Raw genomic sequence first — 25,120 nt, forward strand, 5'->3', positions numbered from 1 at the left:
GGTTCCAATTCGGTAAAAAACCCTGTCTTGAAAGCAGCGCATAGACGGATTCAAGGCTTCTTCGATGGTGCTTCTTGCAGCTTCCGGCCTTCTCGAAGATTCGAGTCCAGCCGCTCGCCGTCCTCATAGACGGTCGCCGATATACGACCTTGTCCACAGCTTGTAGCTGGTAGAAAAAGGTAGAAGAAAGGTAGAGGCTCCATTGCGGCCCGGAGAGCCTTTACCAGCAAGGCTCTTTGAGGGAGCAGCGGAACGCTATCCCGAGAAAACGGAAGGCTATCCCGACATGCCGGAACGCTATCCCGACAGCAGCGGAACGCTATCCCGAAGCACAACCGGGGTTGTCCACAACCTCGCCCGCGAGAGATGTTCCCTGTTATAGTTGCCTAGGCTGTCGTCGCCTGCCGCACGCGCCCTTCGGGGCATGACGAAGACGATGTGTCACCGCACCTACCCCATTCCATAGTCCTTGTTTTCGATGGGCGGTCCGCAAAGCGTGCACCGGATTTGCCGCCCAGGAGAAAGCAATGGATACGCAGCAGTTGAAGCTGCTGGCCGGGCTCGTCCGCGGCCTTTTGCAGCCTACGGACCCATCCCTTGGTCATAGCCAAGCGCTCGATTTGATCGCAGCGCTGCCCGGGCTTCGTAACTGGCCCGAGGTGATGGCGTTCCCCGAACGCGTCGCCGCCGCCGAGCTGGACACCACCTCAACCGGCCGCCTCGCGTTCCGCCTGAAGAAGCGCTTCGCGGTCGACATGTCGCCGCATGAGTTGCTCGGCGCTCTCTCGCCGCCTGGTGCGGTCGTCGCCCGCAGGGTCCCGCAGATCTGGCGGTCAGGTCCCGTTCCCGGCGTCTACATCGCGACCTCCCAGAAGGCGATCGACGCCCTGCTGGACGTGTACGAGGACGCCACCGACGGCGCGCTGCTTTACGCCGAACGCGCCGGCAATGGTTGTCCCAGCGCCATCGACCTGGGCGAATACGGCCTCTGGTCGTCCGGCCTTGATCGTGTGCCCAGCGGCACGTTGCTGGTAGTCGGCCCTCTCGAACTCGACCAACAATCCTGGGACGGAACCGCGAGCCGTCTTGAAACGGCTTGCCGGTACGCACTGGACTCGGGGCACCGTGTCGCGGTGCTGCTCGACACGCCGACACCCGAAATGCTCCACGAGGACGTCCGGCTCATGATCGCATCCAGGGATGGCCATGTGGACGAAGAAACGGCGCTGATCGGCGTCGTCACCGACGAGGGCGAGTTGCAAGCGCGCACGCCGTTTTCGGGGGCGTGGCCGACGATTGAACCGGTCACGGTGACAGGAACCGCCGACGCTTTGCCGACGCCGCTCATGGGACCTTTGCGTGATGCGCTGGCTGAACGTACAAACGGCTTACTGCTGTTCGGGTCCGCCGTCATCGCCGAACATTCCGCAATGGACCTTGTGGCGGCCTCGTTGGCGCTGACCGAGCACGCCGGCCCGGCCGCCCGCATCATGGCGCGCCACCGCTCGACGCCATCAAAGGACTGGGACGTGCCGGAAGCGATCCGGCAACTGCCCTTCTTGCCGTCGATCGAGAGCGCCTACGCCCAAGGCTATCGCCGCCTGATCTACCACCCCAGCTACACCGAGCCCGAGCTGTTGTTGAAGTACAGCGAGGACGCGCTGCTGATTTGCGGCACGTATGGCGCCGACGTTATGAACGTGTTCATGAGTACGATGCGCGCGGGTGGCGGAACGGACATGGAGGCGGACCTGCTGGCGCGGATCCTGGCCATTGCGGCCACCTTGCCCGTCCCTTCCAACGACGGGATCAAGCTAGTAGCCGATCTCTACGTGGCGACGGGCGCACCGATCGACAGCGTGGTGACGTTCGAGGAGATCGAACAGTTCCTGAACGACAACCTCGTGGCACGTTGGAAAGACGGGCTCGCCCGTCTCCAGGATGCGGGCGTCGTCGTGCCCGCCGAGGTGAAGAAGGCTTTCCCGCGGAGCCAAGAAATCAAGGCATTCGTTGACGAGTACATCAAGCAAAGGAAGGCTCGCGCAACCGCGTAAGCGGACACGACGCCCGGTGCCATGCAAAGGCACCGGGCACAATGGTTCGAACGCACCCGATCGGGGGAACGCCATGGACGTGGCCTGGTTTCTGAACCGCCGCCTGGATTTCATCCGGCAGCTTTACGCCCAGTCGTCGGCGCCCTTCGTTGATCGCCGGACCAAGATCGAGAACGGCGAGGAGCCGTTCGTGCCGCCGTACTCGGAGGACGGTGAGCCGCCCTTCCTGCTCGAATGGCAGGAGGCCAGCGATTCGATCGACGTCCTGGGCCATGCCTGCATGTGCATGCTCTCGTCGGCGTTGCAGGCGTACCTACACACCCGTCACAAGCTGCACTGCCGGGACCTGACGGAGGACGAGCGCAAACGCGTATTCCGTCGAGGTTGGGTCCGGGGCTACAACCGGATCTTCGCCCTAGCGTTCGGGATCTCGTTCCGGGATGGGCCGGTTCCCATAGTGGTGCTGGAAGACATTGTGCTGACGCGCAACAGCATCCAGCACGACGTCGAGATCACGTCAATCAAAGCGAAGCACGCCGACCGGAAGCCGGGCGTCGCGCGGTCGGTATTTCTCGACGCTCGCGAGGTGGACTTGCTCGATCGCCTAGACCCCGACGCGAAGACCTGGCTGGCCCCGCCGTCGGTGCACGTCCATCAGGCGGCGCTCGTGGCGTCAATGGACACCGTGGAGCGCTTCGTCGCGTGGCTCGACGCGGCCATCGAGGCCAAGATGTACGGTAGAACCTGACGGCCGCCGCATGTATTCGCAGACCCAGATACGTTACTAGTCCAGTTTCTTTGCCAAATCCTCGGCGCGTGGGTGGTAGTAGCGCTTCAGCATCCGCAGATCGCGATGCCCCGTCACGGCCGACAGCTCCAGCACATTGGAAAGCTTGTCAGCTAACCGCGACGCCGCCTCATGGCGCGTATCGTGGAAATGCAAGTCGCAGAGAAACCCTGGAAGAGGCTTCTTTTGAGCTTCCTCGCAATCAGCGGCATATTGCTGCTGGGCTCTCTCGATCGCCCGCGTAAACCCCTTCCGGAGCGCCATCGCGGTCGTTGCAAAGACGGGCCCGACGGCATGTTCGTCAATTTTGTCGGCGATATACGACGGTAGCGCCTTCAAGATGTGGGTAGCCCGTGTCGAAAGCGGCACCGTACGCGCGTCCCCATTTTTCGTATCAGGCAGGTAAGCGGTGCGTCGCTCGAGGTCGACGTTCTCCCATTGCAGAGATAGCAGCTCGCCGCGTCGCATTGCCGTTTCGAGGGCAAGCTCAACGAGCGGCAGCAGCCATGGGTTCCGCGCGCCTTTGCTGAAGGTTCCATCCTCCCGTCGCTCACCGCCCGTCAGCGCGGCCATCAAATAGCGCTCTTCGTCAGACGACAGCCGCCGATCCCGCGAGCGCGCCTTTTCTGGCCGCTTGATATATGGAACAGGGTTCTCGACATGGATACCCCACTCGCGCCGCGCGTGATTCAGCACCGTGGAAAGCACGTCGATTTCCCGGTTGACCGTTGCACCAGTCACTTCCTTGAGTCGGCGATCGCGCCACTTCGCCAACGCGGCGCTCGTGACGGCGGACATCTTCAGGTCCACGAGCGCCTTGTCGCGCAGCAGCACGTCGATCTTGACGGACTCGATCGCCGCCGACTTCTTTTGGGGGGTAACATCCTTCTGGTACCGCCGGAGCACTTCCGCCAGTGTGTTTTTCTCCGCCTCACGCCGGTCAACGAACCCGGAGGTTTCGAGCTCTCGCTCGACGGTCCGCACCCATTTCTCCGCGTCTTCCTTGTACATGAAGGTGCGCGATTGCTGCGGAAACCCCTTCCGCCGCACCTTTGCCTGCCATTGCAGATCGCCTCGCTTCGTAATCGTGCCCATCCACCGTTGTCCCAAATTTGTCCCAACAAATACTACGATGGCGATTACAACCCCGTCAAACCGTCTTTTGACTTACGCGTTCGGGACGTAGAGGCCGGAGGTTCGAATCCTCTCACCCCGACCAGAATTATCCATTACAAAACAGCGGACTAAATGTCCGCTGTTTTTGTTTGTGCGTTCGGTAGTCGCAATTCGGTGGCAATCGGCGTCAGCCGCATTCAAGAAAGCACTAATCGAGCGAATGCTGGGCGCGGAGCTCGGGCACCACCTGTGGGGGTATCCGTTGGGCGCAACACGTCCCGACGTGGCGACTAACCACCGCAACGGCAAGAGCGGCAAGACGGTCCGCTTCGCCTGGATATTCCCCGTGACCACGATGGCAGCTTTGCTGCCGCTGAGGATACCGAAGCACGAACGGCGCTTTACGGGCTTCGATGACAAGATCATTGCGATGTCCGCGCGCAACATGACAGTGCGCGAAATCCAGCGCTTTCTGACCGGGCAGTACGGCACCGAGGCTCATTAGTTCGGTCATGGACGCCGTGATGAACGAAGCGATCTATCTGGCGCTGAGCGTGCGGCCCGACGGCACGCGCGAGATCCTGGGGTTATGGATCGAAAACACGGAAGGCCCGAAGTTCTGGATGAAGGTGTTTAGCGACCTGAGGACGCGTGGCGTGCAGGACATCCTGATTGCGGTTACCGATGGCCTGAAGGGCATGTCTGAAGCGCTGGGCATGGCGTTTCCCGCCACGACACGGCAAACGTGCATCGTGCACCTGATCCGCAACTCGCTGGACTACGCGAGCTGGAAAGACCGGCAGGAACTGGCTTTGATTCACCCCCTGAATTGGCCGACATGCTTAAGGAGGCGCACGCAATCGAGCATCTGCCTGGATGCCGTGTATTTGATATCCGCTGGTCTGACTACATTGCGTACTCTGTTGTCAACGAAAGCTACGCGTCAGGAGAACCCGAGACCTCCGACGGTTCAGGAGATCTCTTCAAGGAATACATTCGCTCGGAATATCTCGGCTACCTGCGCAAGGCGTCATGGGCCTGCGATGACCATCCCGGACCTTATAAGCATTGGGCCGCGTATTGTCTGGATCGCGTCATTGATATTGCCTCGCCGTCCGAGCCGGAAATTACCGTCGAGATCGCAGCGACCTAAAAAGTAAGAGGAAATCTCCCCGGCAAAGCGGCGACACGCGTCGGCGTTCGTCGGGAGATGAAAAAGATCGACACGCAAATGCAAACTACTAAAGCCACGCATCTCAAATGTGCTCGATCAGAAACACCTCCAGAAATTCCTTTCGCCTCTCTAGCCAACTGGGCAGCACTTCGCACTGGAAGATTTCTGCTGTGCGCCTTGCTTTACCGCAAGCCCCTCGCTGCCCTGTTCGCCACATGGCGTGAATTCACCGAACTCACGCCACATCCGCCGCTTGTTTTCTAACCCGTAGTCTTATCTGCCACCGGTCCATCACGCCAGCTTGTGCGGCCCTCCACCAGTCTGACGATGCCCGGCAGACGCATCCGGCCTACTTCGACACTAGCCCGGACGAAGGCAGGAGCGGTTGAGGTGTTTTCCCCGAGATCGGACCCAAGGCCAAAAAATCGCCGTCGTTGTTATAGATCTTCATTTCGCTTTTAGTCCATTTAGCATTGGATAGCTCAGTTCCATCGCTAATACGAGCGAGCGGTTTTTTTATCTGGACACACCAATCATGGATATTTTTAGGCAAAGTGGCGGCCCATGCCTCCACTTCTTTCTGCGTTGCGCCCTTATGCTGCTCCAGAGTATAAGGGGCGCTCCCAGTGCTCTCTGGAACCACAACGACTAACGTGTCCAAAACAGTTTCATATAAAAAGCTCAGAAGCTTGATGAGAAGCGCGCCATTTTCACCGTGAATATCGAGGCGTAGATTTTCTGATTTTTTAACTTTAAGCTCCGCTTTTAATTTTTCCAATATTTTTCGTATTTCGATAACTCTACCATCCAGATCCAGCCAAAAATAAACCGACTCAAGCTGCATGACAAAAGAATAGATCAAACCATTACCTGGGTTAACGCCTTCAATCGAACCTCCGGTATTAAAAATAGTTTTATATCCTTTTTCCCTAAGTGCCGAAATCGCACAATCTGCAGCGCTAACTGTAACCCGGGATAATATAAACTCTATATCGGAAAACCCGGTTGCCTTTTCCCCGGATGATTTTTCTTTTTCCATGAATAATTTTTCTTCGCGCATTTGTTCTTTTTGTCGCTTAATAACCTGCTCTGCCCGTTCCTCGAGATTACCTGGCTGCAATTTTGCAGAGGCATCTAGTTCAAGGCAATTTAATTCAGCTTTCAGGGGTGAATTTTTTTCAAACTGATCGATTTTTTCATACAACACATCTATCCGTATATCTGCTTCGCCGCCTTCATTACGCCAGAGAATCTCTGGCAAATGCTTCTCAAGCACCTTGAGCATAGATTCTGGAAAATCAAAATCTGATGAAACAAGACCTGATGAAATAATTATATCTTTTGCCAGCCTAAAATTTTTATCATTAAACGTATACGTATACTCCGTATTTTTCATCGTTTCAGATACAGTCTCAGGCACATTCAGGACGTTGACTTTTATTTCAGATGACGTCCGCCCCTCGTCCTTCCGCAAGCTCTCTACCCGGCTGAATAATTTCTCAAACGATATATCAGGGAAGCCCCCATCAAAAATCAAAATATCATCCAGACCTAAGCTTAACGCCTTTAAAATCGTCTCTGAAATTTCAATACCATTAATTTCAAGCAAACCCATTATCGCAGCCAATTTACCCTCAAAGACTTGCTGTTTTTCAGCAACGCTTAATGCTTTTTCGTTTTTTATAGAAGGCGGCACAACCTCCTCATACCGACTAGCAAATTCATCTAAATTCTCGAGAGATAATGCAACACAATCATTTTCAACAATAAATATATCAGGCGAATGTTCGTCTATCGCTTTTTGCTGGGAAGGATAAATTTTTCCCTGCCTGGTTTTGAGTTCATCAATTCTGCGCTGCTTCTGTCTTTCAAACTCCGCATCACTTAGCGAACCAGATTCATTCGATACAGGCAATAAATCCTGAAAATATTTTTGAGATTTTATATCCCCGCCAATGCACACCGCACTCACATCACTTCCCCCATCAACAGCAACAAAAGATCCACCCTGAATCACCTCCTTTACCAAACGATTATCGCCAGGCGAACCTAAAGAGATGCTACCAAATTCAGAATTTAGATTTTTATCATCATTTTTGCCGGGAATTACGGGAGATTTCGCGGTGACTTTATTGTTTATATTCGACATATCGGGAAATAATTTTATTGAAAAATTAGTTAAAATTTTTAGCACGCGAGGCCGCACGGTAAAAATCGGGGCTATCAAAGGTTTGTAAAAATCAACTGCTTAGTAACAATCGGCAGCGAACGGTTCACCTCCGGCAGCATCCAGCACAGTGGCAACCGTTCTTCGCCATACAGCCAATACGATTAGTCTCAGGGTAGCGAGCAAAGATTAAAGCGATATTTCAGAATTTCTAAATAAAATGCGAATCCGCCCGCTATCCTCCTCCACCTCTAAACCCTAAAAACCACCCGCCCCGCCCCAGCCGTTTGCCATGCTGCTTCCACGTCTGCCAGCGGCACTGCTTCGGCTTCAATCGACAACGCGCCCTCTGCGGCTGCTTTCAGTACGCCGCTAATCGCGTCCAGAAGCGCTTCGTTCGACAAACTCCCCAGGCCGCTGCCTAGCAACTCCAGCCCAGAACTGCGCAACGCGGACCCGGGTAGCGCAATCGTATTGCCGCTCAGCGAGCCAATCTGGACCATGCGAATACGCGGTTCGGCTGTACCGCTGCCGTGTGCCGAAACGGCGTGAATCAGGCTTTCCGCTGATGGCCCCCAGAGGTAATCCAGGATCACGTTCACCTGATGCTCGCGGAGTATCGAACGAAATGTTTCGGTGAGCTGTTCAATGGGTGCATCGAGTGGAATCAGCACATCAGCGCCTAGCGCCTTGAGTCCTTCGATGCTGCCAGCGTTGCGTCCGGTGACGAGCACCTTGCCTGCGCCAAGGTAGCGCGCGATCTGGATCGCTAGTCGTCCGGAGACGCCCGTCGCGCCATTAATCAGCACGTTTTCGCCCGGCTGGAACTTCGCCCGTCCCATCAGCGCGCCCCACGATGACATGCCCGGATTGCCTAACGCGGCAGCGCTGACGTCATCCACGCCATCGGGGACGGCAATGCAATGGCACCGCTCAACCACTGTGGTTTGAGCCATAGAGCCAAACGGGGCACGCGGAAACGCAAAGTACACCCGCTTGCCGTCGGGCAATTGCCCAACGCCGTCTACGCCGGGAACCAGCGGCAAAATCTTGCCGCTGCTGTAATGCTTGCCGCTCGCCTGGGAGCGCACGAGTTGGCTCAGTGCCGCCGTGCGGACGTGGACTAGCGTTTCGTGAGCTTGGGCGCTGGGATCGGTGAAATCTCCGTAGCGCGGTGGGGCAGCATAATCGTGAACAATTGCGGCTTTCATGGGCTTTCCTCCATCAGTTGATTACGTACAGCGTGCAACGCTCCGCCTGGCTAAACCAGGCTAAGCCAGCGCTGAAATTACTACGTTTAGCTAATCTAATGCGCAGCTTCGGTGCTGGACTGGGGCTCAATCTTACGCTGGCGGATTTCTGCTTTGTACCCGGTGTTTTAGTTTCCCGAAGTGTTGGCTCCGCGCTTCACTCTTGCGCCAAACCGTGCAGGCTGGACGTAAGGAATTTGCCCGACAATGCCCGTTTTATCTCGAAATCTCGCGCGAATCTGAATCACCACATGTCACCCGCCGGGTGGCGTGCCTGTCCCTGTTCCCTCATCTGCCGGAGTCGTCATGAACACCACGTATGCCTATGCTGCAAAGGATGCCCAGTCGCCACTCGCACCGGTCCAGTTCGAGCGGCGCGCGCTGCGCGACCACGATGTGCAAATGGAGGTGCTCTTTTGCGGGGTCTGCCATTCCGATTTGCATCAGGTGCGTGACGAATGGCGCAATTCGATTTTTCCAGTGGTGCCAGGCCATGAGATCGTCGGCAAGGTCACGGCGGTTGGGCCGCAGGTCACGCGCTACAAGGTGGGTGACCGGGTTGGGGTGGGTTGCATGGTCGATTCGTGCCGGACTTGTCCGAGCTGTACCGAAGGCTTGGAGCAGTATTGCGAAACCGGCTTCGTGGCCACCTATAACGGTGTGGACCGCGAGAGCGGTGAGATCACGCTAGGTGGTTACTCAAGCACGCTGGTCGTCGATGAATCCTTTGTGCTGCGTGTGCCAGAAGGGCTTGATGCCGCTGGCGTCGCACCGCTGCTGTGCGCGGGCATTACGACGTATTCGCCGTTGCGCCAGTGGGGTGCGGGTCCGGGCAAAAAAGTGGGCATCGCCGGGCTGGGTGGGCTCGGGCATATGGGGGTGAAGCTGGCTCGCGCGATGGGGGCGCATGTGGTGCTGTTCACCACCTCGCCGTCAAAGATCGACGACGCGAAACGGCTAGGTGCGCATGAGGTCGTGATTTCCAGAAATCCCGACGAGATGGCGGCGCACGCCAATAGCTTTGATTTCATCCTGAACACGGTCGCGGCGCAGCATGACCTGAATCCGTTCCTGAACCTGTTGCGCCGCGATGGCACGATGACGCTGGTCGGCGCGCCGGAGCATGACCATCCATCGCCACAGGTGTTCAATCTGATTTTTAAACGCCGGCGTCTAGCAGGGTCGCTGATTGGCGGGATCGCAGAAACGCAAGAGATGCTTGATTTTTGCGGCAAGCATGGAATTACATCGGATATCGAATTGATTCAGATACAGGAAATCAACGAGGCCTACGAACGCATGCTGAAAAGCGATGTGAAATACCGTTTCGTGATTGACCTCGCGTCGCTCCGGCAATAAGCCGTCTTCACCGCCCGCGCATGGCCTGTGATGTGGCCTGTGACGCTATCACCCAGCGCGCGGGCATGCCGTAACGTGATTCAGCGGACCTGCTTCGGCAGGTCCGCTGCTTTGTGCTGCCGCAACCAGTCGCGTTACCGGTCTTTTCAGGCGTCAACCGCTGCCACCGCGGCAGGAATCGCGCCGGTGGCAGCGGCTGTTCAAACCCTGCCAGCCGGTCAAAACCATTTTTTTAGCGCATGCCGTCAAGCCGGTTCCGTGGGAGAATTTGCCGCGCCTGCGGCTCCACCGCGACAATGCTGCAACATCTGAAAACTGCGGCCAACCCGCTTCTGTCACCGATGAATCTCCTGCCCGCCACACCACCATGACCGACTCGACGACCACCCCAACCTTCCTCCATGTAGGCTGCGGTCCGCAGCACAAAGCCACGACTACGCGAGGCTTCAATACCGGCAACTGGATTGAGCTGCGGCTCGATATCGACGAAGCCGTTAAGCCCGATATCGTTGGCACGATGACCGATATGTCACGGGTGGCAGATGGCTCGGTGGATGCGATCTTTTCCAGCCACAACATCGAACATCTATACGTCCATGAAGTGCCGCTCGCGCTGGCTGAATTTTTGCGCGTGCTCAAGCCGGATGGTTTTGCGGTGGTCACCTGCCCAGACCTGAAATCGGTCTGCGCTTTGGTCGCAGACGACAAACTGCTGGAGCCCGCCTATCAATCGAGTGCTGGGCCCATCGCACCTCTCGACATCCTGTACGGCCATCGTCCACCCATGGCGCAGGGCAACCTGTATATGGCGCACCGTTGCGGCTTCACCGAGAAAGTGCTGAATGGCACGCTTGCCGCAGCCGGGTTCCCGGTGGTCGCCACCATGGCGCGGCCCGAGGCTTTCGAGCTCTGGGCACTCGCCAGCAAATCCCCACGCACGCGTGAAGAGCTGCAAGCGCTGGCTGAGCTGCACTTCGTCCGGCCCTACTGATCTACTGCGCGACGGATCTACTGCTCCGAACCAATAAACCAGCGGTAATACGCATTCCCGGGATCGGCCTGCAACGCGGCGCTGATCTCGCGTGACCAAGCTTGCCGGTCGCCCCGGTAAGCCGCGAGCCCAGCGGCGTAGAAATGCTGCAATGTGTCGCGCTCATGCTCCAGCGCCGCGCGAAAGGCCGGATCAGCGCCGTTCAGTGGCGGTGCTGTGCGCAATGCCAGCAAGTGCGCCAGCACGGCGGGGAAGTTCTCACGGCGCACCCAGGGCGCGTACTCAATACGCGGCTGATCGTCGGTGACCGGCAAGGCTTCGGCGGCGTAGTACTCCAGTCCGGCACGATCTGTGATCCACGTGGCCAGCAATGCCTGCGGTGAAGTGATGCCGACTTCGCGTAACGCGGCGGCAACCTGCGGCTGCGCAAAACGCGCCTGAATGCGCGGCACATCGAGTTCGAGCGGCTGCATCGAGCCGACCAGCATCATCTCGTGCAACTCAGTGGTCCACAGCGCGGCATACGGAAACACCTGCACAAAGCTCTTGATCAGCGCGCGCGTGTCGTCCTCATTCTGTGTCGGCAGCGGCAACCATTGCGCGACCACGCCATTCGGCTTCAGCCGTGCCGCCGCCAACTGATAAAAATCCTGCGAATACAGATTGACCACGCCGGCTGCCGATGGCGGTGGAGGCTCCAGCGTTATCAGATCGTAGTGCGTTGCATTGCTAAGCAATTCGCGCCGTCCATCGCGCAAGCGAATCTCGACGCGCGGATCGGTACTCACGCCATAGTTGCCTTTGAACTGCGGCGCTGCACGCACCACCGCTGGCAACAACTCCGCTATGACCCGTTGCTCCAGCCCCGGCCAGGTAAGCAGCGCGCCACCGGTAATACCGGTGCCAAGCCCAATCACCAGCGCCGAACGCGGCTCATCGCGCTGCGTGATTAACGGCACTAACGCTTGCAAGCGCATGTAGCGCAGCGAGGTCATCGTGTCGCCTGAGTTCGAAACCCCCTGGATATACAGCCGGCGAAAGCGTTTTTCGTCCGTGCCTTGTTCGAGCACCGCGACGGTGCCGCCCGCGCTTTCTTCGTAAAAATTCAGGGTGCCGCCGCGTGCTGCTGCAAGCATCGTCGCCAGCCGGTCGGTTGGGGTAAGGAAGGCGCCCGCTAACGTCACGGCGGCCAGCAACGGCACACCCCAGCGCGCCAATGCGCGCACGCCCGCACCGCGCCAGATGGCAACCAGACCCAGCACCGCTGCCGCCAACGCCAGTGTGGCCAGCGCATGCACCAAACCCAGCAGCGGCACCAGCACAAAGCCCGCGAGCACGCTTCCGGCGATTCCTCCTGCCAGGTTCAACGCCACCACCGCGCCAACATCGCGCCCGGTGTGCTGGCTATCCACACCTAAGCGCAGCGCAAATGGAAACGCTGCACCCAACAGCAGGGTCGGCACAAACACAAGGCAAAACGCCGCGAGCGCAAAACTAGCGCACATCGCGCTGAGCAAGCTGCCGGTGGCAGCAAGCGTGGTGGCTCGCACGACGCTTTGCCAATGCAGCAGCCAGTTGCCCGTGATGGTGAATTCGAGCAAAGCCACGAGGCCTGCAGCCGTAATCAGCAACGCAAAGGCCCCCCACGGATCGCGGGCACGATCGACGCGACGCGAGACCAGCGCGCTACCCAGCATCAGTCCAAGCAGATACGTCGCCAGCACAATCGCAAAAGCAAAGCTGCGAGTGCTCAGAAACTGGACGATGGCTTGCGACCACACCACTTCATAGCCCAGCGCCACGCCACCTGCGAGCGCGTAGAGCAGCAGGGCTAAACGCGCTCGCGGGGAATGCGGCGCAACGGCTTGCGCCATGGAAGCGAGGCCCGTGTCCGCCGCGCTTTCTGCCTGCGCTGTGTTAACTGGAGCAGCATGTGGCCGAGCAAGTGCGGGATGAAAACGCCCCAGCAGTAACGCCAGCCCTGCAGCCACGACGTTCAACACAGCGGCTGCCAGCGCGCTGTGCTGAACCCCAAACGATGGCAACAGCCAGAACGCGCTGGCCAATGTGCCAAGAATCGCGCCTGCCGTGTTCGCCGCATACAAGCGTGCGCCTACCCGGCCCATGCGCCCAGCCGTGGGCGACACGACCCGCATCAGCACCGGCAACGTGCCGCCCATCAGCACTGCGGGCAGCCCCACCAGCACGAACGGCAACAACCAGGCCAATGCTCCCGCATGCGTTTGCAACAACGCAAACCACGCCGCGGCATGCGCCAGTGCCAGCGTGCTCAACACCGCGAGCAGCGCCACGCCGAACTCAAGCAGCACGTATAGCCGCAGCGGCCGCGCCAGCCGATCCGCCAGCCGGCCAAACACCCAGCCACCTAGCGCCAATCCGGCAAAAAAAGCGCTCACGCCGGTGGTCACGGCTTGCACATCGATCCCCACCACCAGCGCGAGCTGCTTGATCCATAGCACCTGATACACCAGCGAAGCTGCGCCCGACATCAAGAGCAACAGCACCGGCCAGGCTAGCGCTAACGACGCTGGATGAGTGTGCTGTGTTTGCGGCCTTTGCTGTGGCGAGCCGGTAGATCGACCGGCGGAACGCGTTGCAGCGCGGTCATGTTCCCGGCGAGAAGTTCTGGCGGAACGGGAGGGAGTTAGCGTCATCGGTCAATCACCTGGCAATACATGGGTCAATAGCGGTTCACAGCAAAAACGGCTCGGCGGCTTTGCCCGTTGCGAGTGCAGCCCGTCCGCAACACCAGCAGCAAAGAACAATAGCGAAACCAGCAAACCCTCTTTGGCGTGAATCCATCTGGTGCATCAAGCACTTGGCGCCCGCCGGTTCATCACCGGCGGGCGCCAAGGGGCTCAAAACCTCAAGCCTGATTGCTTGCTTGATGACTCAATGGCTCAATCATTCAATGGCTCAATCACTCAAGTCCGCGCTTCTTGAAGGACTCGTCGATCTTCTTGTCTACCTGCCGGCGCACCGCATCCACGCTAAAGCTCGCGGGACGCTGGCTCGGTGGATAAGTCACGAAGGTCTGCAGGAACGTGGAGGCCTTCATCGTTGCAATCCCCGTCAGATACGCGTTTTTCACCAGCCAGTCGTTGTACTGGTCGGAGGTCACGTCGGCGCGCTCATATGGGTCCATGCGCAGATTGAAGATCTTGGGCAGCCGCAGGCAGACAAACGGGTCCTGCCAGATGTTGAGATTGCCCTTGGCCCGCTGCTCGCAGAACACCGCCTTCCACGCCATGCCGTCCTGATCCCAGCGCATCGCCACCAGGTCGCCATCGTCGTTGAAGTAATAGAACTCGGAGCGAGCGCTCTTGGGTGCCTTACCCGTCAGATAGGGCAACTGGTTATAGCCGTCGAGGTGATTCTTGAAGTTCGTGCCACCTGACTTTGGCGACCAGCCCTTCAGCAAGCGGTCCTTCACACCAGGGTCACCCGCGGCTGCCACCAGCGTCGGAAACCAGTCCAGCCCGGAGAACAGCTGGTTCGACACATCGCCCGGCTTGATATGCCCAGGCCAGCGCACCATCGCGGGCACGCGGAAGGCACCTTCCCAGTTCGAATCTTTCTCACTGCGGAATGGCGTCATCGCCGCATCCGGCCAGGAGAACATGTTCGGGCCGTTATCGGTGGTGTAGATCACGATCGTGTTGTTGGCGATCTTTAGGTCATCGAGCAGCTTGAGCAGTTTGCCGACGTCCTGATCGTGCTCCCACATGCCATCGGCGTACTCATTGCCCGGCATGCCGCTCTTGCCCTTGAACCCAGGGCGCACGTGAGTGAACACGTGCATCCGCGTGAAGTTCATCCACGCAAAAAACGGCGTACCCGACTTGGCCTGCTTGCGGATGAATTCTTCCGCATGAGCGCCGGTTTCGTCGTCGATGGTTTCCATCCGCTTGGTGGTCAACGGCCCGGTGTCCTGGATCTTGCCGTCCGACGTGCTGTGAATCACGCCGCGCGGCGAGAAGTTCTTCACATACGGATCGTTCTTGTCCTGCGGCCAGTACGGACGCTCGGGTTCTTCTTCGGCGTTCAGGTGATACAGGTTGCCGTAGAACTCATCAAAGCCGTGATTGGTCGGCAGATATTCGTTCTTGTCGCCGAGGTGGTTCTTGCCGAACTGCCCCGTGGCATAGCCAAGCGGCTTGAGCGCCTGGGCAATCGTCATGTCGCCCTTTTGCAGCCCAACTGGTGCACCTGGCGCGCCCACCTTGGACAAGCCCGTGCGCAACGGCACCTGGCCGGTGATGAACGACGAGCGTCCTGCCGTGCAGCTGTTTTCAGCGTAGTAATCGGTGAACATCATCCCTTCGCGGGCGATGCGGTCGATGTTCGGCGTCTGATAGCCCATCAGGCCGTGGGTGTAGGCGCTGATGTTCGACTGGCCAATGTCATCACCGAAGATCACGAGGATGTTCGGCTTCGACGACTGTTTGCTCACGGGCTGAACTGCACTAGGTGCGGCAGGCTTCGCTGGGGCAGGAGCCGCCGCTGCTGGTTTGGCCGGAGCGGAAGTCTGGGCTGAGGTCTGGGCCGGGACGTTGACCGAAGGGAAAACGAGTAATGCACACAACGCGGCAAAGGCGAAAACCGTCGCCCCGACTGCGTAGTGCTTCTTGCGCAGAAACTGTCTCATCGTGTCGCTCCAAAAAATACTTCTTTTAATCCACCGGTGAACCGGTTTGTCTCATGCTCGCCGCACGGCAACTGCGGCTCAAACTACGGCTTGATGCTGGGGTAAATCGTTTGCCAATCGTTCTTCATGCTCACAACGGTCCAGCCGCTCGCCAGTGCCTGGTCCCAGGCGTGGTCGAGCTTGCCGATCTTCGACGCGCGGTCGTAGGCGAATTCGCGCTCGGCATCGTCGTGATGCACCAGCAACGCGAGATGCGGGCCCGAACCTGAGGCGGTGTATTGCAGCATCTGCAAATCGCCATCTGAATTACCGAACGCCAGAATCGGCTTGCGCCCGATGTTGCGATAGATCCCCACTGGCTTACCCGGGCCGTCATCGACGAAATCAATCTTTGGCTGACGCACTAACGCGGGCTGACCGTTCTGCATTTCATATTTGACTAGCTGGCTTGAACCGATCACCTGCTCAGGCGGAATGCCATAAACCTTCTCCGCCCACGGACGCATGAACTCAATGGTGCCGCCCGACACGATGAAGGTCTTAAAGCCATGCGCGCGCAGATACGCCAGCAGTTCAAGCTGTGGCTGGTACACGAGATCGGTATAAGGCCGGTTGAATTTCGGATGGCGCGCCTGGGCGAGCCAATCGCGGATGGTTTTGTCGTAAGCCTCGACCGTCATGCCGCTATTGGCCACTGCCAGCAGTTCAAGCAACGCCTTGGGCTGACTGGCGAGCGCGCTGGTGTCTTTAGCGAGCAGCGCCTTGAACGCTAGGTTGTTCTTCCACTCAGGATGCTGGGGAGCCGCCGCCTTCACCTGATCCAGCATGAAGATGAACTGGAAATACAGTGGCTGCTCGCTCCACAACGTGCCGTCGTTATCGAACACGGCGATGCGCTCAGCAGGCGGCACGTAAGACGCAGACCCTGGGCGCGTGACGTCGGCGACAAATTGTTCGATAGCTTGTTTCGCTGCACCGTCACGCCAGGAAGGCAAGGCGGCCACCGGTGCGCTGAGCGTTTGCGGCTGATTTGCTGAGGCCTGGGTGGTGCCCGTAGTTGCACCACCTGATGTGACGCAGCCCGCCAGACTCAGTGCAAGCAACATCGCACCCACGGCACCTGACAGCCGGCCCAACCCATTACGTTGCTCTTGGTGCAAGCGTTGCATATGACCTCTTCTTGTTTAGCTGGATTGCCGTTGAACTGCGCCACATGAACTGCGTCACATGGCAGGACTAGTCTGCGCAGGTATGCGCAGACGTCTGCCTATCCACCCGATGACGACACGGTGCTTGATGCAGTAGCCGCAGTAGCCGCAGCAGTAGCCGTTAGCGCAGCGGCGCTGGCATGTGCGACTTTCTGCCGTGTCACAGGATTCTTCAGCGCGTCTTCGTCCACCACGAGGCGAAAGCCCAGGTGCGACATGCTGTTGTAGGGATCGGTGCCGCGCCGGGCGCTAGGCCGGTAGCTGAGGCAGTAAGCCTCGTTGCACAAAAATGAGCCACCGCGTGTGACGCGCTTCGGTGCTGCCACCGGCACGCCCTGGTCGGCGGGGTCCCACGAATCGCTGGGGCCCATCGGGTTATCCACCACACTGGCGTTGGCCGCCTCGCGCCGGAACTGGTCCGCGCGATACCAGTCAGCCGTCCACTGCCATGCGTTGCCGGTCATATCCACAAGGCCATAGCCATTGGCCGGGAAAGTGCCAACCGGGCTCGTACCCAGCGCCCCGCCCGCCTTTGGGCTCACCACGGGAAATGCCTGCGCCTGCTGTCCTTGCCAGACATTGGCCATCTGCTTGCCATCAGGCGTGAACTGGTTGCCCCACGCGTAAGTGGCTTGCTCCAGCCCACCGCGTGCGGCGAATTCCCACTCGGCTTCGCTCGGCAAGCGTTTGCCCGCCCACGCGGCATAGCGTTGCGCATCCTCGTACGACACCTGCACGACAGGGTGATCGTCCTTGCCTGCGATGCTGCTCTCGGGCCCTGTCGGATGCTGCCAGTTCGCACCCGGCACATAGCGCCACCAGCGCGAATAGTCTTGCAGCGGCACAGGTTGATTCGTGCCGACAAACACCATTGCCCCCGCGATCAACGCACTATCAGGCGGCCGTGGCGTATCGGGTGGCAGTTGCACTTTGAGCGTGTCCCAATCGGGTTTGCGCTCAGCCGTCGTGACGTAACCGGTTTCCTGCACGAAGCGGCGGAACTCTGCATTCGTAATGTGATGACGGTCCATCCAGAAGCCATGCACGCGCACAGCGTGAGCCGGGCGCTCATTCGCCTGAGCCTGCTTCGAATCACTGCCCATCAGAAACTGTCCGCCTGGCACCCACGCCATTCCCAATGGGCCGTGCGTGCCATCACCCAGCACCACGAGCGGCTGCGAAGAAGAAGCGGAGCGTGACGCAACGGCCCAGCTCCATCCTGCGCCCACACCAGCGGGCAGCAAAACCAGCAGCGCGCCCCAGAGCAGCAGCTTGCGCGGCCGTGTCATGACGCGCTGCCATCCAGAAACCGGCTGAGCCGAGTTAGCCAGTGAGTCCGTGCCGCGCTTTCGTGAATTCATATTTGCTCTTCTCACGCCGATCAAACGAACGGATCTTCGCCAGGCAAAGTACCGGACTCAGGTTGCAGGGAAAAATAAAAGCTTGGTGAAGCGCATGCGCATTACTTATTACTTTTTGCTTGTTACTTACGCAATGCCAGAGTGGTGCCAAGTCACCCGTGAATTAATTACAGAGCAGCAGGCTAACAACTTTCTATATACATTTCACTTCTTTTCTCAAAAATATGCCAATCTTCGGCAGATAAGCCACATGGCCTTTAAGCATGACTCTGGGCCATTACCAGTGCGGCAAAAATCTGGCAAGAAATAATCAAGGAAATAGTGTGATGCGCGAAACCATCCTGCGCTTTGAAGCGAGCGTCAATGAAGCGATCGTCGGCCAGCAGGCAGTAGTGCGGCAAATTCTGATTGCCCTCCTCGCCGATGGCCATGTGTTACTGGAAAGCTTGCCTGGACTAGCCAAAACCCGCACCGTGAAGGCCATTGCGACCCGCCTCGCGGCCACCATGAGCCGCATTCAGTTCACCCCTGACTTACTACCTTCCGACATTACTGGGGCTGAAACCCTGCTGCAATCCGGTAATGAACGCACGCTTAGTTTTCAGCCCGGCCCAATATTTGGCAACCTGATCCTCGCTGACGAAATTAACCGCGCACCGGCCAAAGTCCAATCCGCTTTATTAGAAGCAATGGAAGAACGGCAAATTTCGGTAGCGGGAAAAACGCATCGCATGTCCGATCTTTTTCTAGTGATGGCGACACAAAATCCAATTGAACAAGAAGGCACTTATCCATTGCCCGAAGCGCAAATGGATCGCTTTCTTTTCAAAGTACTAATTAACTATCCATCACCCGAAAGCGAGCGCGAAATGTTGCGTTTGCTGCGCCAGGAAAACAGCGCAGCATCTCAAGCGCCAGAGGTGCTCGCGCAAGACGTGATTTTTGCTGTGCGCCGCGAAGTGCAGCAAATCAGCGTCGCCCCCGCGATTGACGACTACATCGTGTCGTTGATAAATGCGACGCGCCACGGTACCGAACTCGATAACGATCTGGGCAAGTGGATCGAAATTGGCGCGAGCCCGCGCGGCTCAATCGGACTCGATCGCGCCAGCCGCGTGCAGGCCTGGCTGCAGGAGCGCAGCTTTGTCACACCCGACGACGTGCGCGCAGTGCTTCATCCCGTGCTGCGGCATCGGCTGATTCTTTCTTACGACGCCAACGCCGACAACATCAGCGCAGACCAGATCATCGAGCGCCTGATCGAAAAAGTCGCCGTGCCGGCGTAATGCGGCCATGGCACAGCCTTCGCGCAGCATCTACCCATGAGCCCACCGTGACACCTGAAGCAGCCAGCGGCCGGGTATACATCGACGCCGCTCACCTGGCCCAACTCGAATTCCAGGCACGCGGCCTGAGCTTCGTTGCACCCGCACCGGTTTCAAGCGTGCTCTCCGGCAGCCACGCATCACGCCTGCGCGGCCGTGGCCTGAACTTCGAAGAAATCCGCGCCTATCTGCCCGGCGACGATATCCGCCATCTCGACTGGAAAGTGTCACTGCGTCTGGGCAAGCCCCAGGTTCGCACGTACACAGAAGAACGTGACCGGCCATTGCTGGTGGTGGTCGATCAACGCATCAACATGTTTTTTGGCTCGCGCCGTGCCTTCAAATCAGTCGTGGCGGCGGAAGTTGCTGCACTCGCGGTGTGGATGGGCTTCAAGGCGGGCGATCGGGTAGGCGGCGTGCTGTTCGACGACAGCCAGATCGTGCGTGTGCGGCCTCTGCATAGCCGTAGCCGGATCAAGCAGCTGTTTGGCGCGCTGGCGGCAATGAACCGTGCGCTGCATGCTGGCAGCCCAGCGCGGACAAATTACGGACAACTGGATACAGCACTCGAAGGGGTGCTCCAGCTTGCGGGCCACGATTACCTGATCTGCATCGTGAGTGACTTCGCCGGTGCCAGTGAGCGCACCCGCCAGTTGCTACGCCAGTTGTCCGCGCATAACGATGTGGTCGCGGCGATGGTGTTCGATCCGCTATGGCAGGAGATGCCCGAGCATCACCCGTTAGTGGTCAGCGAAGGGCATCTGCAAGTCGAATTGCGCATCGAACAAGAGCGCGTGCGCACCCCGCTCTCAAGCCTTTTCAGCGGACGTACCGCCGAAGTCGCCAATCTGCTGCACACCAGCGGTGTTCCGCTGCTGATGTTATCGACTGCGGAACCCGCCGTGGATCAAGTGCGCCGCATGTTTGGCCAGCGCGCGCGACATACGTTCAGCCATGGCGGCGGACTATGAGCACAACTTCTGGCCTGATTGACTCCAGCAACACGCCAGGTTCAGGCGGGCAAACCCAAGCCCTGCAGGAACTGCCCTTGCCCGAGCCCGTGTCTTATCTGCCGCACACCATCGGCTGGTTGCTGGTCGCGCTGGTTCTGGCGGTGCTGTTTGCGCTGACGCTCGGTGCGCTCTGGCGGCGGCGTCAAAAGCAGCGTTACCGCCGTCTGGCGCTGAGCGAATTACGTGACCTCGAAGCCCGTTTGAGCGACCCTGCACAACGCGCCGCCGCACTCGCGGCAATCCCCGCTCTGCTAAAACGCACCGCCCTGGCAAGCCAGCCGCGCGAGCGCGTGGCCGCACTCAGCGGCGAGGACTGGCTCGCGTTTTTGCAACGCACACGCGGCCACTTCGATGCCGCTAGTGGCGCACTCCTGACCCAACTGAGCTACGCCGATGCTCAGCATCTCGCGGCGGTAAGCCCAACTGCTAGCGCCTCACTCGTGAGCCACGCACGCGACTGGATCGAACATCATCATGTGGAAGTTTGAATTTCCGTGGCTGTTTGTGCTGCTCCCGCTGCCGCTCTTCGTGTGGTGGCTGATACCGGCCTATCGCACGACCGCAGCGGCAGTACGTATGCCGTTCTTCCGTGAAATGGCCGAGGCCGCAGGCGAACAACCCGCACCTGGTGGCGTGCGGCTACGCCGCAACTGGCTGCAACGCTTGCTGCTGCCATTGCTCTGGAGCTTGCTAGTGTTAGCCGCTGCCAAACCTGTGTATGTCGAAGCGCCCATCATCGAAGAAGCCCCCGCACGCGACTTGATGCTCGCCATCGACCTGTCAGGCTCGATGGCCACGCGCGACTTCGTGAACCAGGCAGGCGAACGCATGGACCGCTTAAGCGCGGTCAAACAAGTCGTGGCCGATTTCATTACGAAGCGCACAAGGGATCGCATCGGCCTCGTGGTATTTGGTGACGCCGCCTATCCGCAAGCGCCGCTCACCCTCGATCACGACAGCGTGCAGATTCTGCTTAACCAGATGCAGATCGGCATGGCCGGACCACGCACAGCGCTGGGCGACGCCATTGGTCTGACGGTAAAGCTGATGGCGGATTCAACAGCCGAAGAAAAAGTGCTGATCCTGCTCACCGATGGCAATGACACCAGCAGCGCCATTCCCCCTGAGCGCGCCGCCGAGATCGCCAAAAGCCACAAGCTGGTGGTGCATACGATCGGCATCGGCGACCCCAACACCAGTGGCGAAGACAAAGTCGATCTCGCCGCACTCGCGCAAATCGCCAGCATCACCGGAGGCCGCGCGTTTCGCGCACTGGGTCAGCAACAGGAACTCGCCGCGGTCTACGCCACGCTCGACGCCCTCACCCCGCAAAAAATCAAACGCGAAATCTACCGGCCGCAACGTGATTACTTTTGGCTGCCGCTGGCGGCCGCACTCTCACTCTTCACGCTGTATCACGTGCTGGCATGGCTGCTCTCGCTATTGCGCGCACCACACCGCGCCACTGCCTCATCCACTGCACCCACCACCACACCCCACCAGGCCGATCATGGAAATTGACCTGAGCGCTTTTCACTTTCTGCGGCCGGGCTGGTTATGGCTGCTACTGCCCGCGTTCGCTCTGCCGTTCTTCTGGAGCCGCCGCAACAACCTGCGCGCACGCTGGCGCAACCTGATTGAACCCGCGTTACTTGAGCATCTAATCGTCGGAGAGACTCAACGGCCTATGCTGCGGCCGGTACACACCGTAGGGCTGCTGATCGGCATCGGCGCGCTCGCGGTAGCTGGGCCCACGTGGCAACAGGAACGTCCACCGTTTAGCCAGGACAAGGCACCGCTCGTGGTGGTGCTCGAACTGGCGCACTCGATGGATGCAACCGATGTCGCCCCCACCCGCATCGAACGCGCCCGGCAAAAAATCCTGGACCTCGCCCAGGCACGCAAGGGCGCTCGCACCGGGCTGGTCGTGTTTGCCGCGAGCGGTCACCTGGTTGTCCCGCCAACCGACGATCTGTCGATGCTCGAACTGTATGTCCCCGCGCTCTCTCCAGCGCTAATGCCGCACGACGGCAAAAACGCCACTGCTGGACTCGACGTCGCAGAACGCCTGCTCGCCCGCGAACCCGCTGCCGGCACGATGGTGTTTATCAGCGACGGCTTCGACACCAGCCAGACCGAGGCGTTTGTGCAAAAAGCCCAATCCCTGCGGCACCAGTTGCTATGGCTCGCGGTTGGCACTGAAAACGGCGGACCGATCCGAAGCGCCGACGGCAAGATCGAAATGGACGCGGGTGGCCATCCGCTGATGGGCAGTTTCGATGCCAATGCGATTCGCCAGGTCGCGCACGCCGCGAATATTCCGCTGGCCAGCCTGCGTGCCGACGACGATGACATCGCGTGGATTCAGCATCGGGCTCAGGCCTATCTTGAGCAAACCGAAGCATCGAAGATCACACCCCACTGGAAAGAAAACGGCTACTGGCTCGTCATTCCCATCCTGCTGCTGGCGCTAGTGAGCTTCCGGCGCGGCTGGAGCGTCAAGTGGCTGCCCATCGTGCTGGTGTCACTCGCCTTTGGCGCGCTGCCACGTCACGCACAAGCAGCCGAATGGCACTGGATTGATCTGTTCGCCACGCACGACCAGCAAGGCCGCTGGGACTTCACACGAGGCGCTTACAAAAGTGCCGCCGCGCACTTTGAAGACCCCATATGGAAAGGCCGGGCGCAATATCTGGCGGGCGATTACGCAGGGGCACTCGATACTTTTTCCCGGCTCAAAAGCGCTTCTGCTTATTTTTATATCGGCAATACGCTGGCACATCTCGACGATTACACCGGTGCCATCAAAGCCTATGACAACGCGCTCAAGCTGCAACCCAACCTGCATCAAGCCACCGCTAACCGCGCGTTGATGCAGCAATGGCTTGCCCAGGACAAGCAGGACGAAGCCGATCCCGAAGAAGAACAACCCGACCAGATTCAGGCCGACAAGAAGAAAGGGCGCGGCACCACGGTGGTAGTAACCGGCGCAACGCAATTAAGCGAAGACATCTGGATGCGCAATCTGAACACCTCACCCGCGACGTTTTTGCAGCAGCGCTTCGAGCAGGAATCGGACGCACAAAACTCAGCCGGGAGCCCACGATGAAGCCACCACTCCCCCACCTGCTGCGGCCAGCGGCGCGTCTGCTCAGATTAAAACTGGTCACGCTGCTGGTGCTGCCACTAGTGCTGCTGATGCTGATACTGAACGGCATGCCACGCGCCTTCGCTGACACCCCGCCACAACTCATGGTGCGCGCGCATCTCGAACCAGCCGGGCCCGTTGTGGCAGGCACTCAGGTCAAGCTCGTAGTCGATCTGCTCACCACGACATGGTTTGTCGAAGCACCCAACTGGCCGCTATTTACCTTGCCCGATGCCGTGGTCAGCCTGCCCGATGAACAGGCCACCAATCTCTCGGAAGAGATCAACGGCGTGCGCTGGTTCGGCGTCAGCCGCGCTTACCGGATCGCTCCGCAAGCAGGCAAAACCTACGCCATCGCCCCATTCACCATCACGGTTTATCCAGGCGGAACCACCTCGCCCAGCCAGGTGAGCACCCCCGCACTCAGCCTCGTTGCCACCGTGCCACCCGGCGCAGCGGGGATGAAACCGTTTTTCCCCGCGCCACAGCTCAGCGCGACGCAAACCATTACGCCAGCGCCCAAGCATCTGCGCGTGGGAGACACCCTCACCCGCACGATTACCCAGCGGGCGACAGGCATCGAATCAATGCTGATTCCCCCTCTCACCTTCGGCGAGATCGACGGCTTGAAGCGCTACCCCAATACCGCCGTCACCCGCAACCTCGTCCAGGACCGAGCGGGACTCGTCGCAGGCGAACGCAGCGACAGCGTGACCTACCGCGCCGAGCGCAGCGGTCACTTCAAGCTACCGCCCATGACCATCGAATGGTGGAACACCACCACACAGCGCAAGGCAAGCATCGTGCTGCCCGCCGTAACGTTCACCGCCGAAGCCGTGCATGAAAAGCTGTTGTTTGAGATTCCCACCGACGCGATCGGCCTTGGAATGCCACACCGGATCATCGTGCTGCATGGCCACCTGTTGCTCATTGGCGGCGCATTGCTGCTATGCATCGCAACGCTGATCTGGACACGCGAGCGCATCGTAGCGATGTTTCAGCGTATGCAACGACGCGTGAAATCCGCGCGAAAACGCTACCGTGAAGGCCATTTCGCCGCATGGCTCAACCTGCGCCGCGCCGCCCGGGCCGGAAGCTGGCAGCACATGATTCCCGCGCTGTACCGCTGGATGGACCAGCGCCAAACGTTCGGCCAACCCGCGCTGCTCGCTAACCTGGCGCGATCTGGCGACCCCAGCGCAAGCGCACTCGCCACCGAAGCGCTAACGCATTACGCGCCGCTTGCCTCATCACGCCAGCCAGACGGGAAAGCATTGCAACGCACGCTGTGGCGCATCAGCCAGCGCACCCGGCAACGCAGCCGTGCAGAGTCAGCGTTACCACCGTTAAACGAACGCTAAGCCAAGCGCCACCAAGCACCAGACAGCGGCGATGCGTCACTCTTTACCAGAAGGAATCCGTATGAAAAAGACTTCGCTCAGTTTCTGCCTGATTGGTACGGCGCTAGCCGCCTCAAACATCCTCGAAGCACCAAGCA

The 25,120-nt window shown here is 59.2% G+C and carries 19 protein-coding genes and 1 pseudogene; 13 read left to right on the top strand and 7 right to left on the bottom strand.

Annotation, left to right across the window (positions count from 1 at the left end):
• Positions 1-527: 527 nt before the first annotated feature.
• Positions 528-2,054 (top strand): hypothetical protein, encoded by a 1,527-nt coding sequence (locus GH656_RS12820; RefSeq protein ID WP_153076293.1) that lies wholly within the window; start codon positions 528-530, stop codon positions 2,052-2,054.
• Between the two features lie 73 nt (positions 2,055-2,127).
• Positions 2,128-2,802 carry a hypothetical protein gene (locus GH656_RS12825; RefSeq protein WP_153076294.1) on the top strand — a complete coding sequence of 225 codons (675 nt, stop codon included), beginning with the start codon at positions 2,128-2,130 and terminating at the stop codon, positions 2,800-2,802.
• Between the two features lie 36 nt (positions 2,803-2,838).
• On the opposite strand, the gene GH656_RS12830 is transcribed toward GH656_RS12825, so the two are convergent.
• The gene (locus GH656_RS12830) at positions 2,839-3,936 is read right to left on the bottom strand and encodes a site-specific integrase (RefSeq protein WP_153076295.1); all 1,098 of its coding nucleotides are present in this window, start codon (positions 3,934-3,936) and stop codon (positions 2,839-2,841) included.
• A gap of 160 nt (positions 3,937-4,096) precedes the next feature.
• Between GH656_RS12830 and GH656_RS12835 the strand changes: the two are divergent.
• Positions 4,097-4,769 (top strand): annotated as a pseudogene (locus GH656_RS12835) (transposase); the annotation flags it as partial.
• A 398-nt stretch (positions 4,770-5,167) separates the two neighbouring features.
• Positions 5,168-5,395: a hypothetical protein gene (locus GH656_RS18305; RefSeq protein WP_153076296.1), complete on the top strand. Its 228-nt coding sequence runs from the start codon at positions 5,168-5,170 to the stop codon at positions 5,393-5,395.
• An 85-nt stretch (positions 5,396-5,480) separates the two neighbouring features.
• On the opposite strand, the gene GH656_RS12845 is transcribed toward GH656_RS18305, so the two are convergent.
• Both GH656_RS12845 and GH656_RS12850 read right to left on the bottom strand, forming a co-directional pair.
• The gene (locus GH656_RS12845; RefSeq protein WP_153076297.1) at positions 5,481-7,325 is read right to left on the bottom strand and encodes a hypothetical protein; all 1,845 of its coding nucleotides are present in this window, start codon (positions 7,323-7,325) and stop codon (positions 5,481-5,483) included.
• Positions 7,326-7,549: 224 nt separating this feature from the next.
• Positions 7,550-8,509 carry a quinone oxidoreductase family protein gene (locus tag GH656_RS12850; RefSeq protein ID WP_153076298.1) on the bottom strand — a complete coding sequence of 320 codons (960 nt, stop codon included), beginning with the start codon at positions 8,507-8,509 and terminating at the stop codon, positions 7,550-7,552.
• Positions 8,510-8,854: 345 nt separating this feature from the next.
• On the opposite strand from GH656_RS12850, the gene GH656_RS12855 reads away from it, so the two are divergent.
• Together GH656_RS12855 and GH656_RS12860 are read left to right on the top strand one after the other, a co-directional pair.
• Positions 8,855-9,907 (top strand): NAD(P)-dependent alcohol dehydrogenase, encoded by a 1,053-nt coding sequence (locus tag GH656_RS12855; RefSeq protein ID WP_153076299.1) that lies wholly within the window; start codon positions 8,855-8,857, stop codon positions 9,905-9,907.
• 367 nt (positions 9,908-10,274) lie between these two features.
• Positions 10,275-10,898, top strand: a complete 624-nt coding sequence (locus GH656_RS12860; protein WP_153076300.1) for a class I SAM-dependent methyltransferase — start codon at positions 10,275-10,277, stop codon at positions 10,896-10,898.
• Between the two features lie 17 nt (positions 10,899-10,915).
• Here GH656_RS12860 and GH656_RS12865 read toward each other — a convergent pair whose 3' ends face one another.
• From GH656_RS12865 to GH656_RS12880, 4 genes are all read right to left on the bottom strand, one after another.
• The gene (locus GH656_RS12865) at positions 10,916-13,423 is read right to left on the bottom strand and encodes a fused MFS/spermidine synthase (RefSeq protein WP_425495863.1); all 2,508 of its coding nucleotides are present in this window, start codon (positions 13,421-13,423) and stop codon (positions 10,916-10,918) included.
• A gap of 416 nt (positions 13,424-13,839) precedes the next feature.
• Positions 13,840-15,567, bottom strand: coding sequence for an arylsulfatase (locus tag GH656_RS12870; RefSeq protein ID WP_217352253.1), 1,728 nt, complete (start codon positions 15,565-15,567; stop codon positions 13,840-13,842).
• A gap of 83 nt (positions 15,568-15,650) precedes the next feature.
• Positions 15,651-16,736 carry an HAD family hydrolase gene (locus GH656_RS12875; protein WP_153076302.1) on the bottom strand — a complete coding sequence of 362 codons (1,086 nt, stop codon included), beginning with the start codon at positions 16,734-16,736 and terminating at the stop codon, positions 15,651-15,653.
• Between the two features lie 98 nt (positions 16,737-16,834).
• Complete coding sequence (locus tag GH656_RS12880; RefSeq protein WP_153076670.1) at positions 16,835-18,064, bottom strand: formylglycine-generating enzyme family protein; 1,230 nt, start codon at positions 18,062-18,064, stop codon at positions 16,835-16,837.
• A 49-nt stretch (positions 18,065-18,113) separates the two neighbouring features.
• On the opposite strand from GH656_RS12880, the gene GH656_RS12885 reads away from it, so the two are divergent.
• From GH656_RS12885 to GH656_RS12915, 7 genes are read left to right on the top strand one after another with little or no spacing between them, the layout of a single operon-like run.
• Positions 18,114-18,446 (top strand): hypothetical protein, encoded by a 333-nt coding sequence (locus tag GH656_RS12885; protein WP_153076303.1) that lies wholly within the window; start codon positions 18,114-18,116, stop codon positions 18,444-18,446.
• 16 nt (positions 18,447-18,462) lie between these two features.
• On the top strand, positions 18,463-19,422 hold the full coding sequence (locus GH656_RS12890; protein ID WP_153076304.1) for an AAA family ATPase: 960 nt from the start codon (positions 18,463-18,465) through the stop codon (positions 19,420-19,422).
• A gap of 47 nt (positions 19,423-19,469) precedes the next feature.
• A complete protein-coding gene (locus GH656_RS12895; protein ID WP_246184263.1) occupies positions 19,470-20,432 on the top strand; it encodes a DUF58 domain-containing protein in 963 nt (320 codons plus the stop codon).
• Entirely contained in the window at positions 20,429-20,962 is a 534-nt protein-coding gene (locus tag GH656_RS12900; protein WP_153076306.1) for a DUF4381 domain-containing protein, read from the top strand. Before GH656_RS12895 ends, GH656_RS12900 begins: the two co-directional genes overlap by 4 nt.
• Complete coding sequence (locus tag GH656_RS12905; RefSeq protein ID WP_153076307.1) at positions 20,949-21,995, top strand: vWA domain-containing protein; 1,047 nt, start codon at positions 20,949-20,951, stop codon at positions 21,993-21,995. Before GH656_RS12900 ends, GH656_RS12905 begins: the two co-directional genes overlap by 14 nt.
• The gene (locus tag GH656_RS12910; RefSeq protein WP_153076308.1) at positions 21,985-23,583 is read left to right on the top strand and encodes a vWA domain-containing protein; all 1,599 of its coding nucleotides are present in this window, start codon (positions 21,985-21,987) and stop codon (positions 23,581-23,583) included. The genes GH656_RS12905 and GH656_RS12910 overlap by 11 nt, the downstream gene beginning before the upstream one ends.
• Entirely contained in the window at positions 23,580-24,983 is a 1,404-nt protein-coding gene (locus GH656_RS12915) for a hypothetical protein (protein WP_246184264.1), read from the top strand. Before GH656_RS12910 ends, GH656_RS12915 begins: the two co-directional genes overlap by 4 nt.
• The last annotated feature ends 137 nt before the right edge of the window (positions 24,984-25,120 follow it).

The organism is Paraburkholderia bonniea (genome assembly GCF_009455625.1).
Classification (GTDB): Bacteria; Pseudomonadota; Gammaproteobacteria; order Burkholderiales; family Burkholderiaceae; genus Paraburkholderia; species Paraburkholderia bonniea.

Excerpts from the sequence above, each read along its gene's own strand:
- GH656_RS12915 (WP_246184264.1), top strand. The coding sequence starts at position 23,580 with ATGAAGCCACCACTCCCCCACCTGCTGCGGCCAGCGGCGCGTCTGCTC.
- GH656_RS12900 (WP_153076306.1), top strand. The coding sequence starts at position 20,429 with ATGAGCACAACTTCTGGCCTGATTGACTCCAGCAACACGCCAGGTTCA.
- GH656_RS12905 (WP_153076307.1), top strand. The coding sequence starts at position 20,949 with ATGTGGAAGTTTGAATTTCCGTGGCTGTTTGTGCTGCTCCCGCTGCCG.
- GH656_RS12855 (WP_153076299.1), top strand. The coding sequence starts at position 8,855 with ATGAACACCACGTATGCCTATGCTGCAAAGGATGCCCAGTCGCCACTC.
- GH656_RS18305 (WP_153076296.1), top strand. The coding sequence starts at position 5,168 with ATGAAAAAGATCGACACGCAAATGCAAACTACTAAAGCCACGCATCTC.
- GH656_RS12910 (WP_153076308.1), top strand. The coding sequence starts at position 21,985 with ATGGAAATTGACCTGAGCGCTTTTCACTTTCTGCGGCCGGGCTGGTTA.
- GH656_RS12875 (WP_153076302.1), bottom strand. The coding sequence starts at position 16,736 with ATGCAACGCTTGCACCAAGAGCAACGTAATGGGTTGGGCCGGCTGTCA.
- GH656_RS12880 (WP_153076670.1), bottom strand. The coding sequence starts at position 18,064 with ATGACACGGCCGCGCAAGCTGCTGCTCTGGGGCGCGCTGCTGGTTTTG.
- GH656_RS12820 (WP_153076293.1), top strand. The coding sequence starts at position 528 with ATGGATACGCAGCAGTTGAAGCTGCTGGCCGGGCTCGTCCGCGGCCTT.
- GH656_RS12825 (WP_153076294.1), top strand. The coding sequence starts at position 2,128 with ATGGACGTGGCCTGGTTTCTGAACCGCCGCCTGGATTTCATCCGGCAG.
- GH656_RS12830 (WP_153076295.1), bottom strand. The coding sequence starts at position 3,936 with ATGGGCACGATTACGAAGCGAGGCGATCTGCAATGGCAGGCAAAGGTG.
- GH656_RS12890 (WP_153076304.1), top strand. The coding sequence starts at position 18,463 with ATGCGCGAAACCATCCTGCGCTTTGAAGCGAGCGTCAATGAAGCGATC.
- GH656_RS12870 (WP_217352253.1), bottom strand. The coding sequence starts at position 15,567 with ATGAGACAGTTTCTGCGCAAGAAGCACTACGCAGTCGGGGCGACGGTT.
- GH656_RS12850 (WP_153076298.1), bottom strand. The coding sequence starts at position 8,509 with ATGAAAGCCGCAATTGTTCACGATTATGCTGCCCCACCGCGCTACGGA.
- GH656_RS12860 (WP_153076300.1), top strand. The coding sequence starts at position 10,275 with ATGACCGACTCGACGACCACCCCAACCTTCCTCCATGTAGGCTGCGGT.